This is a genomic window from Lentilactobacillus dabitei, from assembly GCF_019061365.1.
GTDB lineage: Bacteria > Bacillota > Bacilli > Lactobacillales > Lactobacillaceae > Lentilactobacillus > Lentilactobacillus dabitei.
This window is the reverse complement of sequence record NZ_JAHPPD010000014.1, coordinates 23,878-38,391: the sequence shown is the minus strand read 5'-3', so window position 1 is coordinate 38,391 and position 14,514 is coordinate 23,878. Positions and strand designations below refer to the sequence as shown.

The 14,514-nt window shown below is 41.5% G+C and carries 19 protein-coding genes and 1 other annotated feature; all 19 genes read right to left on the bottom strand.

Translation table 11 applies throughout. The features are described from left to right. Positions 1–93: 93 nt before the first annotated feature. Positions 94–270: a 50S ribosomal protein L32 gene (gene rpmF, locus KTE19_RS03680; protein WP_013728002.1), complete on the bottom strand. Its 177-nt coding sequence runs from the start codon at positions 268–270 to the stop codon at positions 94–96. Positions 271–325: 55 nt separating this feature from the next. Further along, positions 326–880, bottom strand: coding sequence for a DUF177 domain-containing protein (locus KTE19_RS03675; protein ID WP_054746682.1), 555 nt, complete (start codon positions 878–880; stop codon positions 326–328). A gap of 86 nt (positions 881–966) precedes the next feature. Further along, positions 967–2,100, bottom strand: coding sequence for a nucleotidyltransferase (locus tag KTE19_RS03670; RefSeq protein ID WP_217341651.1), 1,134 nt, complete (start codon positions 2,098–2,100; stop codon positions 967–969). 6 nt (positions 2,101–2,106) lie between these two features. Continuing rightward, positions 2,107–2,862, bottom strand: a complete 756-nt coding sequence (locus tag KTE19_RS03665; protein ID WP_217163329.1) for a class I SAM-dependent DNA methyltransferase — start codon at positions 2,860–2,862, stop codon at positions 2,107–2,109. Then, on the bottom strand, positions 2,859–3,215 hold the full coding sequence (rsfS, locus tag KTE19_RS03660; protein ID WP_217163327.1) for a ribosome silencing factor: 357 nt from the start codon (positions 3,213–3,215) through the stop codon (positions 2,859–2,861). The genes KTE19_RS03665 and rsfS overlap by 4 nt, the downstream gene beginning before the upstream one ends. A gap of 9 nt (positions 3,216–3,224) precedes the next feature. Next, positions 3,225–3,830 (bottom strand): bis(5'-nucleosyl)-tetraphosphatase (symmetrical) YqeK, encoded by a 606-nt coding sequence (yqeK, locus tag KTE19_RS03655; RefSeq protein ID WP_217163325.1) that lies wholly within the window; start codon positions 3,828–3,830, stop codon positions 3,225–3,227. Further along, entirely contained in the window at positions 3,820–4,452 is a 633-nt protein-coding gene (locus KTE19_RS03650; protein WP_217163323.1) for a nicotinate-nucleotide adenylyltransferase, read from the bottom strand. Before KTE19_RS03650 ends, yqeK begins: the two co-directional genes overlap by 11 nt. A gap of 12 nt (positions 4,453–4,464) precedes the next feature. Continuing rightward, positions 4,465–4,776 (bottom strand): ribosome assembly RNA-binding protein YhbY, encoded by a 312-nt coding sequence (gene yhbY, locus KTE19_RS03645; protein WP_217341650.1) that lies wholly within the window; start codon positions 4,774–4,776, stop codon positions 4,465–4,467. 17 nt (positions 4,777–4,793) lie between these two features. Then, positions 4,794–5,930, bottom strand: a complete 1,137-nt coding sequence (yqeH, locus tag KTE19_RS03640) for a ribosome biogenesis GTPase YqeH (RefSeq protein WP_217341649.1) — start codon at positions 5,928–5,930, stop codon at positions 4,794–4,796. A 9-nt stretch (positions 5,931–5,939) separates the two neighbouring features. Next, positions 5,940–6,455 carry a YqeG family HAD IIIA-type phosphatase gene (locus KTE19_RS03635; RefSeq protein WP_217163309.1) on the bottom strand — a complete coding sequence of 172 codons (516 nt, stop codon included), beginning with the start codon at positions 6,453–6,455 and terminating at the stop codon, positions 5,940–5,942. A gap of 88 nt (positions 6,456–6,543) precedes the next feature. Further along, positions 6,544–6,900 carry a 50S ribosomal protein L20 gene (gene rplT, locus KTE19_RS03630; RefSeq protein WP_217341648.1) on the bottom strand — a complete coding sequence of 119 codons (357 nt, stop codon included), beginning with the start codon at positions 6,898–6,900 and terminating at the stop codon, positions 6,544–6,546. A gap of 52 nt (positions 6,901–6,952) precedes the next feature. Beyond that, complete coding sequence (rpmI, locus tag KTE19_RS03625; protein ID WP_008856901.1) at positions 6,953–7,150, bottom strand: 50S ribosomal protein L35; 198 nt, start codon at positions 7,148–7,150, stop codon at positions 6,953–6,955. Positions 7,151–7,186: 36 nt separating this feature from the next. Further along, positions 7,187–7,696, bottom strand: a complete 510-nt coding sequence (gene infC, locus KTE19_RS03620) for a translation initiation factor IF-3 (protein WP_054746689.1) — start codon at positions 7,694–7,696, stop codon at positions 7,187–7,189. A gap of 38 nt (positions 7,697–7,734) precedes the next feature. Continuing rightward, positions 7,735–7,871 (bottom strand) — a sequence feature (ribosomal protein L20 leader region). A 65-nt stretch (positions 7,872–7,936) separates the two neighbouring features. Further along, positions 7,937–9,886 (bottom strand): threonine--tRNA ligase, encoded by a 1,950-nt coding sequence (gene thrS / locus KTE19_RS03615; RefSeq protein ID WP_217163307.1) that lies wholly within the window; start codon positions 9,884–9,886, stop codon positions 7,937–7,939. A 336-nt stretch (positions 9,887–10,222) separates the two neighbouring features. Next, on the bottom strand, positions 10,223–11,164 hold the full coding sequence (gene dnaI, locus KTE19_RS03610; protein WP_217163305.1) for a primosomal protein DnaI: 942 nt from the start codon (positions 11,162–11,164) through the stop codon (positions 10,223–10,225). A 10-nt stretch (positions 11,165–11,174) separates the two neighbouring features. Further along, positions 11,175–12,548, bottom strand: coding sequence for a replication initiation and membrane attachment family protein (locus KTE19_RS03605; protein ID WP_217163303.1), 1,374 nt, complete (start codon positions 12,546–12,548; stop codon positions 11,175–11,177). Further along, entirely contained in the window at positions 12,549–13,040 is a 492-nt protein-coding gene (nrdR, locus tag KTE19_RS03600) for a transcriptional regulator NrdR (protein WP_056982630.1), read from the bottom strand. It lies immediately after the preceding gene. A gap of 14 nt (positions 13,041–13,054) precedes the next feature. Beyond that, positions 13,055–13,651 (bottom strand): dephospho-CoA kinase, encoded by a 597-nt coding sequence (gene coaE, locus KTE19_RS03595; protein WP_217341647.1) that lies wholly within the window; start codon positions 13,649–13,651, stop codon positions 13,055–13,057. Further along, positions 13,644–14,486, bottom strand: coding sequence for a DNA-formamidopyrimidine glycosylase (gene mutM / locus KTE19_RS03590; RefSeq protein WP_217163300.1), 843 nt, complete (start codon positions 14,484–14,486; stop codon positions 13,644–13,646). The genes coaE and mutM overlap by 8 nt, the downstream gene beginning before the upstream one ends. Between the last annotated feature and the right edge of the window lie 28 nt (positions 14,487–14,514).

Below are 14,514 nucleotides of genomic sequence, written 5' to 3'. Positions count from 1 at the left end.
TAATTCATGCCTAATAACAAAAAAGCATCACCTTTCGGTGATGCTCATAAGTCGCCATCAATACGATTTGACTTTGACCCCCGTTTTGTCAAACTACTTGTTATCTTTAATTACTTTACGGCCTTTGTAAAAGCCTGATGGTGAAACATGGTGTGGCATGGTGTATTCACCGGTCTTAGGGTCGAGGCTCAAATTAGGAGTCGTCAACTTAATGTGACCGCGACGCATGCGTTTTCTTGCTTTTGAAGTTCTACGTGCTGGTGTTGCCATATTCTTTCCCTCCTTGCAAAAATAAAATATCCACTAGTGAAATTTTTAGGCCCGGTTATTTTGAATCTTGATCTTTAAAAAGATCTTTCAATTTTGCCAGACGTGGATCAACTGTGTTCAACTCTGCCTTCTGATTCTTATAATCATCTACTGACATGACGTCCCAATCTTTGCCACTGGGCATCTGTTTGCCAGCAATCTCGTCAGGAGACAAAATGTGCATTGGAATATGCAGAATAACATTATCGCTTACTGCAGATTCCATATCAACTTCGGCATCTTCATCGAGGACAAACACCACATCATCTTTACCATATCGGGCTTCAGCAGCCTTAGAAGGCACATAAAACTCCTCGATGGTAAAGTCTAAAGGTAAGTCTACCGGCTCAAGTGACCTTGAGGACGGTACAACAAGCTTACCCACGATATGAGTGTCAATAATTACATCTCCCCGATCAGCAAATGCCTGACCATCAATATCGAACGGGGTTGCATCGATAACTTGTTCGGAATATCGTTGCAACAAATCATCCTTGATATCAATACGCTCATTAAACGTGAAAGGATCAGTATCAGAGTACTTTTGGAGATCCTTAAAGTACCATTTCAATATAATTCCTCCAATGCAACAAAACTCATTATACCGGCAACAAATAGGCTTGTCAAGGTGTTTTGCTTGATAGGTTCAGCCCTCTTTTAGCGAATAATTGGATGCTTATAAAAATCTTGGGAGACCTGATTGATCATTTGAAATAACATCCCTGACTTGAAATCCATTTCAATGTAATCTTGAACAACATCCTCATTAATTTTGGTGATAAGCGGTAATGACAACTGCTTTTTGACTTGATTAAGATAAATCCGACCGTTGCGGCTAAACCCCAACAGACGGATATAACTTGGTTTAACCAGCATATCTTGAGGGTAAGCGTGAACCAAGACATAGGTACACAATCGTTGGATTCGCGTATACGTATACCGCTTTGTTTTGACTAATCGTAAAAAGTCACGAAAAGAAGTTGCTTTGATCGCACAACGCTTAAGGCGATACTCGATTCCCTCGGTCATCTGATAAATGTTGTGTAGCTCATTAATTGGTGTTTCGACCAATTCAAATCGCAACATGGGCCAGAATTGATCCCAAGTCATCAGCTGTTGAACCTGAATCAGTTCCTGCGTTTTAGTTGGAACAAACCGGGCAACAGCTGTTGAATTTCCAGCCAGTAAAGCCGTCCGAATTGCCGATCCGCTCGAAGTTGAGCTTGAGGAATCAATTTGACGATCATTGTGGCAGCTCCCAATGCGTTTAACCGGGACCAGCTTCAATGGGGCTCCCAAATTAAAATTAGCATTCGCATAGCCAAATGCAAGCATATCATTGGGCTGATTTAACCGAATCCCAGTTTTTTTGAACAAATAATCTTGAAAAATGGAAGGATACGGACGATCAAATTGTTTAAAACTCTTATCATGCCGAGGTTGATTGTCGATCAGCTCCTGATAATCAATACTGGGGTTTTCCGCGCCAAACGACAACCAATCGCACTGCAGGTCTGCTGCCAAAGCAACCGCCCCAGATGCGAATATATGGGATGGTTGGACAGCCGAAAAAAAAGGCAACTCAACAACAATATCAATCCCATTATCGAGAGCCAATTTGGTGCGTTGCCATTTATCAAAAATAGCTGGTTCGCCCCTTTGCAGCCAGTTGCCACTCATGATCGCAATTGACACATTGGCACCTGTTTGGACTTTGGCCTGCTGCAGGTGATATAAATGCCCGTTGTGGAACGGATTATATTCAGAAACGATCCCAACTGCATGAAGCATCAACCATTACCCCTTTGTAGACTCAACAAACCACCGCTTCACTTGCTTAGCAAAGGGCTTATCACCGAAATCCGTTGTAAATTTGAGGTCCCTGAAACCACCACCCATCAGCATATTCATCAATTCATCATAATCGTATGCCCGCTCCCGATGAAGTTCACTATATGCATCATAAGCATCTTTTTCAGCGTTATAACTGAAAAAACTCAAATCATGTTCTACAGCCGCAGGGGCAAAATCTCCCTCATAACTCGTCCACATGAAAGCTGAATCTTCAGTGCGATAGTTATACATATAGCCTGGATAGACATCGGTCACTTGATAAGGGGTGATCACATCAAATAAGAATTTTCCACCTGGATTCAAATGTTGACTCACAGAATTAAGCGTTTTCTGGAAATCTTCTTGGCTAATGAGATAGTTTAGGGAGTCGTCAAAACACGTGATCACATCATAATTATCTAAATCTGATAGGTCCCGCATGTCAGCCTGGATAAACATCACATTACTATTAGTTTGTTGAGTTCGTTGATCGGCCAGTGTCAACATGTCAGGAGATAAATCAGCTCCATCCACTTGATAGCCACTTTTGGCAAGCTTAACTGCCAACCGCCCTGTTCCACATGCTAAATCCAGAATCTTAATGTCATTATTAGGCCTTTTTGGATTAGTAATTCGATCGGTCGTGTAAGTTAACCATCGATCATATAATGATTCATCGAACAAATCATCGTAGAATTGCGCAAATTCTGTATAGATCATACCTCAACCCATGAATCGATATTGACCAATGGTGCCTCAGACCATAATTTTTCAAGATTATAAAAATCACGGACTTCTTTTTGGAAAATGTGAACAACCACATCACCTAAATCGATTAAAATCCAGCGACCACTATTCTTGCCAGAAACACTATAAACATTAACGTCCTCTGCTTCAACCTGATCAATCACTTCATCGGCAATCGCCTTAACTTGACGATCAGAATTGGCATCGGCGATCACAAAATAATCAGCCATTAAACTGACTTTCTGCATGTCTAAAACAACAATGTCGTGAGCCCGTTTGCTATCGGCGGCTCGAACAACTATTTGAGAAATTTCTTTACTATCCATATTTACTCCTTATTTCAATCCAGAATCTGGGACCCAACTATTATAGGTTATGATAGTCTGTGGAAATACCGGTTTGTTATTCTCGACCAAATAACTTAACGTCTGTTTGGTTTGGTATGCCACGCCCTGTTTTAAGTCATTGAAAGTTACTTTTCTGGCCTCATCGACGCCCGGAAAATCTCTGGCAGGTTCAATATAGTCGGCCATATAAACAATTTGTTCAAGTGGCGTCATATATTCATGCCCAACCGTATGGTAACGGACTGCATTTAAGATTTCAATATCATTGATCTGAAGTTCATTTTTAACAAAGATCCAACCGACAACCCCATGCCAAATTGCGTTCCCGTAGTTTAATAATTCAGGATCTAAATGGTACGTTTTAATCGCTTGAATGAAGTCTTCATCGGGCCGCTGTTTCGCGTAATCATGGACCAAACCAGCAATACTTGCGCGCTGTAAGTCTACCCCATTAATATCCGCCAAGTCCATTGCGGTTTGTTCAACTCGCAACACATGGTGAAAGCGACTGTCCGTTAAGGCATTCCGCAATTTTTCAACGAGTTCTGTCCTGCTGAATGGGGTACCCCGATACGTTAACTGACTATTCTCCATATAATTGATGCTCCCTTATATATTTCGCAACACACGTTGGTACAAGATAGCGAATCGACTGGTGTTGGCGAATCTTTGACCGGATATAAGAAGAAGAAATGTCAATATAAGGCACGTCAACCCAGATAATTGGATACTTCGAGGATGGGGTGTACCCATCCCGCTTGACGCCAACGAACGATACCAGCTTGACCAAATCATCGATTCGGTGCCATTTAGGCAAATAATTAACCATGTCACCGCCAATAATGAAATAATAATCATTTTCGGGATGCTTTCTGGTCAATTCTGCCATTGTATCATACGTATAACTGATCCCACCGCGATTCACTTCGGCCATTTCTATCGAAAAATTAGGATTATTCCAGATAGCCAAATTGATCATTGCCACGCGATCCTGTGCATCAATCGCTAACTTACGGTCAATGTGAGGTGGATTTGCATCAGGCATGAATAAAATCTTATCCAATCCAAGTTGGTCCAGGACTTGTTGAGCAACAATCAGGTGACCATTATGAATTGGATTAAACGTTCCGCCAAGGATGCCGATCCGCTTGCGCTTATTTTGAACGATCGTTTCAGTTTTCGGCAGTGCTTCTACAGTGCGAACAACATTAGACATTTTAAAATACCCCTACATTGAGAATACTTTTTTTGATAAATCTTGATGATCTTGATTCTTTGATTGCTTGAATAGGACAAGTGTTTTACCGATTGTTTGAACAACCGTAATATCGCTATTAGATTCAACATAGTCTTTGATTTCGGTCAGAGACTCAGCGGCGTTTTGCAACAGGTTGACTTTAATTAGTTCTCGGCTGTCCAAAGCCTTATCAATTTCAGCCAACCAAATAGGTGATAATCCATTTTTACCGATCTCAAAAATCGGTCTCATTCGATTCGCACTCGCACGTAAAAATCGTTTTTGTTTTCCAGTTAATTTCATATATACCTCTAGTTTTTTTAAATCATTGCCGGTCTTAACAAAACTGAAACCCCTTTTGGTGCCCAGCCAGACACTGAAACACCTTCAGGAACTGTTACCCAGCCCAGACCTTCAATGACCAAATCACTTTTTTGAGTCGTCTTGAACTCATGAGCTTCCAGTGGTGGAAAATCAGCTTTATTTTCTTCGGATGGCGGTGTTAGCAGATTACCAACGTGTTTTGGATAGAACTCATCAGCATTCTCCAGTTTAGTCCGATGAATATACAGGTTATTTTCGGCGTAAACTGTAAAACCTGCTTTACCATCACCTGAATTATAATCAAACCGAGCAACGCCGCCAAAGAAAAGCGTTTGGGCGGGATTTAATTGATATTCTTTTGGTTTGATCCGCTTTTGAGGCGTTACTAAATTCAATTCCTTGCCAACCAGATGATGAGCCATCTGTTCAGGCTGAATAATTCCCGGAGTGTCAACCAAAAGCTTGCCATCTTTCAAAGGGATATCAATCCGATCTAAGGTGGTACCAGGGAACCGAGAAGTTGTAATCAACTCCTTGATCCCGGTGGATTGGCGCACAATTGAATTAATCAAAGTTGACTTACCCACATTGGTGACGCCAACCACGTATACATCTTTGCCGTTTCGATATTTTTCAATTTGATCCAGTAATCGGTCAACATCAAGATTGGTTTTAGCTGAAATTAGCTCAACGTCAACTGGTCGGATACCAGCAGCATTCGCTTGTTGACGCAACCAATCCTTAACCTTGGTTTTCTTCAATCGAGCTGGAAGAACATCCAATTTGTTTCCCGCTAATAAGATTGGATTATTACCAACAAAACGATGAAGCCCCGGAATCATGCTCCCATTCACGTCAAAAATATCGACCACGTAGACAATTAGTGAGTCAGTATCAGAAATACTTGTTAATAGCTTCAAAAAGTCATCGTCGGATAGACTAACCGGAGCAATTTCATTATAATGTCGCAGCCTAAAACAGCGTTGGCAGTACACTTCACCATTTTCAAGACCTTTTTTCAACGCCGATTCCGGAGTGTACCCCAGTGCTGTTTTGTCAGTTGTTTGCACTTTAGCACCACATCCGATACAACGAACTACTTCGCCATCCACAACAACTTCATTTTCTGCCATAAATTCCTCCTATTTCCAATGTAAATCCGGATATTTCTTAATTAACATGTTCCAAACAATCTTCTCGAAGCCACGATTAATCGTCGTATTCCATGCATCCGTTCGAACTAACGGCTTCACGAGAATACTGCGAACCCCACAATTGTTAGCTGAAACGACATCAGTCATCAACTGATCACCAATCATCACCGTATTTTTCTTCTTTAGATGAAAAGCCTTAATCGCATGACGAATACCAATCGATAGCGGCTTCATCGCCCGGGGCACAAAGGGTAATTCATAATCTTTTACCGCTTCTTGAATCCGGCGATGGCTGTTATTTGAAACAACAATCACTTTAATACCATACTTTTTGATACTTGCCAACCAATTGCGTAGTTCGTCAGAACCCGCTTTTGAATTCCATGGAACCAAAGTATTATCTAAATCGGTTAGAACACAGTTGATATTATTATCCAACAAGAACTCAGGAGAAATACTGTAAATATTTTCAATCATCCACGCTGGTTTAAATCGAGACAACATATGTCGCTCCTTAATAAATAGTTATTTATTTAAAACGTGGCTGGAACAAAAATAATTTTTGCCCAGCCACGTTTCATCAATCATCAAATTACTTAAGAGCTTCTTTGGCAGCGTCAGTGAGCGCCTTAAAAGCATCTGTGTCACTAACGGCAAGGTCTGCAAGCATCTTACGGTTCATATCGATGTTAGCAAGTTTCAAGCCGTGCATAAATTGGCTGTAGCTTAAATCGTTAAGACGAGCAGCAGCGTTAATGCGGGCAATCCATAATTTACGGAAGTTAACTTTGTTGGCACGACGGTCACGGAATGCATATACCTGTGACTTCATTACTTGATCTTTAGCAGTCTTGAATAAACGGGATTTACCTCCGCGATATCCTTTAGCTAATTTTAAAACACGCTTACGACGTGCATGTGTGACTGTTCCACCTTTTACTCGTGGCATTTTGAATTCCTCCTATATTTTAAAAACGAAATGATTGAATGAATAGTAGATTTTATAGATGTGGCAATAACTTCTTATAAGTCTTGATATTAGTCTTGTCCATCATACTGGTACCACGAAGTTGGCGACGTTGTTTCTTTGTCTTACCGTGAAAACGGTGACTTGTGTAAGCATTAGCACTCTTAAATCCACCGTTAGCAGTTCTCTTGAAACGTTTTGCTGCAGCACGGTTTGTTTTTTGTTTAGGCATTGGTAAAAATCCTCCTCAAGTATTTAACGAACTAAATTAGTTTTTGTCTGCGTCTTTTGGTGAGAGCATCAAGAACATGCTTCGGCCATCCATCTTTGGCCGCTGGGTCACAGTGGCAACGTCAGACGTTTCTGAAGCCATTCGGTCAAGGACTTTTCGACCAATATCCTTATGGGTGATTGCACGACCTTTAAATCGAATTGAAACTCTTACTTTTTCGCCCTTTGCCAAAAACTTCTTAGCATTCTTCAACTTAGTGTTAAAATCGTTCACATCAATTGTTGGGCTCAAACGGACTTCTTTGACACTGATGACTTTTTGTTTCTTACGAGATTCTCGTTCCTTCTTCTGTTCTTGGAAACGATACTTCCCATAATCAAGAATCTTTGCAACTGGTGGCTTAGCCTTAGGTGCAACGAGAACTAAATCTAAATCAGCATCCTCAGCTAACTGAAGAGCTTCGTTCTTAGACTTAACCCCCAATTGATCACCATTAGCACCAATCAAACGGACCTCACGTGCGCGGATTCCATCATTAACCATCATATCTTTTGCTATGGTACTTCACCTCCGAATTTTGTGAAAAAGCAGAAAGAGAGCAGGCACAGAATTGCGCCCGCTCTCAATTAAAGAACTTGGATAACCCAGTTCTTACTCGATATCATGCCCAGCAAATTTGAAGTTTACTCAGGCGAGAAGCGGGTAGCCTCTGCTTTCATTTGAACAACTATTACATGTTATCATGCATCCAAATCCCTGTCAACAACAAGCCCGTTATGAACGGCCTTATTTGTTGTCTTCACGAGAATATGAATTGATATCTTTTTGAATCTCATCAACGAAACTATCAAGGGATTCAGATTCTGTGTTCTTTTCACCATAACGACGAACAGAAACTGAATTGCCATTAACTTCTTCATCACCAACAACCAAGGTATATGGAATCTTATGGGTTTGAGCATCCCGAATTAAGTAGCCCATCTTCTCACCTCGGCTATCAACTGATGACCGAATCTTCAGCTTGCGGAGCTGCTCGTTAATCTTCTTGGCATAATCCCCATGCTTATCTTGGCTAACAGGAATAATCTTAACCTGATGAGGTGCCAACCAAGTTGGGAAAGCACCCTTATAAATTTCAGTCAGGTAGGCAACGAATCGTTCCATCGTTGAAACCAAGCCACGATGGATCATAACTGGACGATGTTGTTTGCCATCTTCACCAACATAATGAAGATCGAAACGATCAGGCAGCATGAAGTCCAACTGAATCGTTGACAAAGTTTCTTCATTACCAAGCGCCGTCTTTGTTTGAACATCCAACTTAGGACCATAGAAGGCAGCTTCACCTTCTGCTTCCGTATAGTTAAGGCCCATTTCATCCATGGCACCCTTCAACATACTTTGAGCTTTTTCCCACATCTCGTCATCATCAAAGTACTTTTCAGTATTTTGGGGATCACGATAACTCAATCGGAAAGTATAATCATTGATGTCAAAGTCATGATAAACGTCGACCATCAAGTTCAAAATATTCTTAAATTCTTCTTGAATTTGATCCAAAGCAACGAACGTGTGACCATCGTTCAAGGTCATTTCACGAACCCGTTGTAGACCTGATAGAGCACCAGACTTTTCATATCTGTGCATCATACCAAGTTCAGCAATTCGTAATGGTAATTCACGGTATGAACGAATATGATGGTTATAAATTTGAATGTGGCTTGGGCAGTTCATTGGCCGTAATTCAAGCATTTCACCATCGCCCATATCCATTGGTGGGAACATGTCTTCACGATAGTGGGCCCAGTGTCCAGATTGTTTGTAAAGGTCCAAGTTGGCAAGTACTGGCGTGTATACGTGTTCGTACCCGTTAGCAACTTCCTTATCAACAATGTATCGTTCGATGGTTCTGCGGATTGTGGCGCCGTTTGGCATCCAATATGGCAAGCCAGCACCAACTTTAGGATCAACGAAGAACAAATCAAGTTGATTTCCAATAACTCGGTGATCACGATCATGGGCTTCTTGACGCTTTTCCAAATCGGCATCAAGGTCTTTTTGTTTGTTAAAGGCAGTTGCATAAATCCGTTGGAGCATCGGATTAGATGACTTACCCTGCCAATATGCACCAGCAACGGAGAGTAATTTGAAAATTTTGACTTTACCGGTTGATGGTAACACAGCGCCTTCAGCAATTGACTTAAAGTCGCCAATTTCAAAGAATTTAACTTGACCATCAACGGCGTTTTCTTTAACCAATTCACTTTGGTAAGGATCGTTGCCGGCAACCTTTTTAGCTTCATCAGCACTCAAGAAGACAACTTTGATTGGCAAATCTTCTTTAATAATCTTATGCATAGATTTGCTGAGGTCCTCTAGTTGATCCACGCTGATTTGAGTATCAGGCTTATCAGTATCAACAAAGAAGCCATCCTCATCAGCTGCACTTTCACCAAAGTTAATGTTATCAAAATCATTGGCAATGGCCATCTTTAAAATTTGAGCAGCAGTTGCCCGCAAAACACTGAGGCCGTCGTCACTATCTGAAGTGACGATTTCGATTTTACCACCCTTATGTAGTGGTTCGTCATTATTAACAAATTGACCGTCCACCTTACCGGCTACGGCTTTTTTACCTAAACTAACAGCAATTGATTTGGCGATATCTTGGGCCGTTACGCCATCGTCAAACTGTTTAACACTGCCATCTGGAAATTTAAATGAAAGTTGTGACATATCTCTTACTCCCTTTTTATTTTTTGGAACCACAAAAAAATCCCTAATATACACTTAAGTATATTAGGGACGCAATTAGCGCGGTTCCACCCGTATTGGATTCATAGGCAAATAAACCATAGCTGCCCATAAAGCTCTCAAGTGGTTGCTAACGGTACCATCCGGGATAGCATTATCCGCAATCCAGTCCAAGAAGTGGTAACAGTTATTTTCTAAACAAATGGTCTTCCAGGCTAGAACCATTCTCCCTGTGATGAGAAGTAACTGTCATGTCTCCTTGATTCATTGCTTATAAGTATAGAATTGCTCTTTTAAAAAGTCAATTCAATTTGAAAATTAACCAGGTCGACGATTTTCACCAGTCATTTCAACTTCCCGGGATAAGAACTTAATTCGTTGCATCAAGCGCTTGGCTTTTAGTGGCTCATCGTCTCCCCGTTGGTTGATTCGTAGATGCTCTTGTTCAAGCTGCTCCATCGAGAAATTCGAGGTAAAAAAAGTTGCGAGTTGTTGCTGCATTCGATACTCTAAAATAACCCCAAGCACTTCATCTCGAACCCATGACGACATTGAATCTGCACCAATATCATCAATCATCAGAACGGGGGACTTCTTGATGGTATCAATTTTATCGGCAACATTATTTGTCGCAATTGCAGCTTTCATTTCAACGGCAAAACTTGGAAAATGGACCATGGTGGTTTGAATGTTGCGGTCAGCAAGTTCATTTGCAAGCGCACCGGTTAGATAGGTTTTGCCAACCCCAAAGGGACCATAAATATATAATCCGGGATGAAAATGCTTAGGATCCGACTTAACAGCGTTGATGAAAGCAATCCCCTTAGTTAAAGCCTCAACTCTTGAGGGATCTTTATCGAAGCCATCAATCTTAGCCTGCTTAATATCCTTCGGCATTGAAATTGTCGTAATCCGACGAGCCAACGATTGTGACTGCTGCCTAGCAAGGGTCTGTGGTGAGGCTGCATACGAAATATCAATCAAGTGATCATTGATAACCAGTTGTGGCAAATACCCTGGGGCAAACGACTGCTTGTCCTCGGAAATCTGACGTTTTACATTCGCATACTCGTACAGTTTGGATGCTGATCGTTCCACGGCATTATCTGCTAATTCATTTTGATGTTCGTTAATAAACTTAGCGATTTCAGGATCATGCTGAATGTCATTCATAATCTTATTGAAAGTTTCACTAAAAGTGCCCCCATTGATCTTACGGTCCTGCATGAGCTTTTTCACGTAATCGCTGACCCGTTCCATTGATTTTCACCTACTTTTGCTTTTTTAATTGATTGAGTTGCTGTTCCAATTGTTTCTTCTGTTCCGGACTCAAGCCCTGTTTTGACTGCTTCGGTTGACTCTTCTGGGGCTGTTTTGCCCAATCAGGTAACGTTTCCTTCACGTTAATGCGCTTTTTGGAATAACGCCGAGTCGTCTTCTCTGCTCGTTCTTTGCCGCGATTTCTAAGCGCGTTAATGGCATCTTGCGCACTAGAAACGTGTTTTTGAGACCAATCATCCGCAATTGTCGAAATGAGATTTTGGTTGAGAGTGGAATGTTTTTCAACCACCAAAATCTGATAAACCAGCAGATTAAGGACTTCATTTGGAAAAACCCGTTTATTGACGAGATCCCGTAAGATTCGTTCCTCTCCTGGGGTGACAATTCCATGTTTCTGATCCTTGATTTGCTGCAGAAAAGTCATGGGTGCATTTGATTGCGTAATTTTGATAAGTTGCTCAGTGGCCGCATCAAAGTTTTGGGCCGACTTCTCGGATTCTTGACTGCCTGGCTCAGCTTTAACCTTGTTGGCCGGTTGACGCATCTCAAATTGTTGAGAAATGAGCATTTTCAATCGGCGTTGATCCAACTCATTTGTGCTTAAGTTTGTCGCTTTTTGAATGAGTTTCACCATTTCAACCTCATCAATGCCATATAACAAATGCTCGGATAAAATCAGATCGTGACTTTTCTTGACACTTGGCTGGTCAACATAGGAATTATTAAGCATTTCAAGGATCAAATTGAAGTCAAAATCATCACTTTGAGGCCTTAGTTGATCATTGCTGGCGCCTAAATGATCATCGTTTAACACTTGTTTGGTTTCATTAACCGTCCCAGGAATGTTCTTGATTAAGGTCGTTGGGACATCAAACGTGTCCAGGAGAGAAGCAGAAATATTCTTCAAATCACCCAAATCGGGTAAGGGAGCAATCAACCTTGAAACAATTTGCTTGTAGGTCTCATCCCCAACCTTTCCCAATAACATGACCGCCAAAATATCAGTCTTCAAAAATTCTTTGGCAGATAAAGGAACCTGCATGGCATACACGAGAGAATCTGGTGATTTCCGTGAGGTAAACGTTCCTAACAAATTAACGGCTTCCAAGAGCTTTCGTTGCGCAACAATCTTGTCAGTCCCAATATTGAGCATACTTTGTAACTCATAATGTTTATGCAAAACGAGTTGATTATGGTCACTCACACTAAAATTCCAAAGTAGCTCGTACAGTTGAAGCGCGCCATCTCCAATGATTGGTAAATACAAGTTATTAAGTACATTGTGATCAAGCATACCATTAACAGTCGCGTTAACCACAACAAACTTGGAATCCGGGGTTAATTTGTTGAATGCATCTGCCATTTATTTCCCCTCCGGATCGTTTTTGGAATCTTTTTTCTTATCCTTTTCCATAATTTCTTTAAGTTCTTTGTAGAACACCGACATATCCTTAAACTGGCGATAGACACTGGCAAACCTGATATAAGCAATTTCGTCCAAGTTGACTAATTCTGCCATGACATACTCGCCGATTTGTTGACTGGAGACTTCATTTTCACCCAATGACCGAAGTTTGTTCTCCACCCGGTCAACTAATTCAGTGATGGAATTCATTGAAACCGGTCGCTTTTCAGCCGACCTGACAATGCCTTTCATCAATTTTTCACGGTTGAACTCTTCACGGTTCCCATTCTTTTTAACAACCAGCAAAGGGGTCACTTCGACTCGTTCAAATGTCGTGAATCGAAAACCGCAGTGTTCACATTCTCTTCTTCGCCGGATGACGCGGCCATCATCGGTCGGTCGACTATCAACAACTTTGGAACCATTGTAACCACAATGAGGACATTGCATGGATTTCACCTCGTTTAATTCGTTTCAGCGGCCAACCACTCATCAACCTGTAACCGGGTCTGAGCAATTGTACCGGAATTATAAATAATTGTATCAGCCAAATCACATTTTGTCTGCAACGGCCATTGATTCTTAATTCGCTGGCTCGCCTGACTAATATTCAATTGATTTCTTACCATCAGGCGGTGAAGCTGAGTGACGGGGTCACAGTACACGACAACTACTTCGTCTACGATGTGTGCATAACCATTTTCAAACAACGTCGGGGCATCCAGAATAACCAAATCAGCCCCTGCCCCTGTACGCTGCTCAAATTGTTTCGTAATTTCTAAGCGGATAAACGGATCAATTGTTCGGACCAGTTTTTTAAGCTCGGCTGAATGATTGAACACTAATCTTCCAAGTTTTTTGCGGTCTAGTTGGCCATCTTTAGTCAAAATTCTCTTGCCAAACTGGTCAACAATCGCATTGAAACCACCTTGACCCTTTTTCTCCACCTGGTGAGTAATTAAGTCAGCATCGATGATCGGTACCTGATTCTCTTTTAAATAACTGCTGACGGCCGACTTACCAGTCGCAATCCCGCCGGTCAGCCCAATTAACTTAGTCATTATCTACTCCATGAATCACTTGGCATTTCGGGCAAAAATGGGTGCCCCGTTGTGCCAGCTTAATTTTCACAATTGGTGTCCCGCAGCGTAAACACGGTTCGCCTTCTCTACCATACACATTTAATTGATTCTGAAAATTTCCGGCTTCACCATACGCAGTTGAATACGAATGAACCGTCGTACCATGGCCGGCAATTGCTTTTTGAATTTCAACAATAATATTTTTTCGCAGCCGTTTGATTCCAGCTAACGAAATGGAATTGACCGGCTGTTCTGGATGAATTTTACTCAACCACAATACTTCATCAGCATAGATGTTTCCCAAACCGGCAATTTTGCTTTGATCGAGAAGAAATGGTTTCACCATCTTTTTACTTTTGCCAAAGATGGTTTGCATATAATCAATCGTTAAATCTTGTTCCGTCGGTTCTGGACCGATCGTTTTAAGCCCTGCCACTGATAACTCCTCACCAGTGTTTACCAGATTCATCCGGCCAAACTTCCGGGTATCATTATATCGAAGTTGGCGGCCATCCGTTAAATGAAAAATCACGTGGGTATGTTTACCAATCGGGGCGCCTTCTGGTTCAACATCGTATTTACCTTCCATTCGCAAATGCGACACAATTGTGAGGTCGTCACTTAACCGGATGAGTAAATACTTCCCACGGCGGTCAATTTTCTCAATCGTTTTATTTTTTAACGCTTTTTCGAAAGCTACTTTTGGTAAATTAACCATTTTTGCATACAGAACGTCCACACTGCGAATCTGACTGCCGGCAACAAGCTCAGTCAATCCGCGGCGAACGGTTTCTACTTCTGGTAATTCAGGCATCCCAATCCCCCATCATTTCAAAATAGTC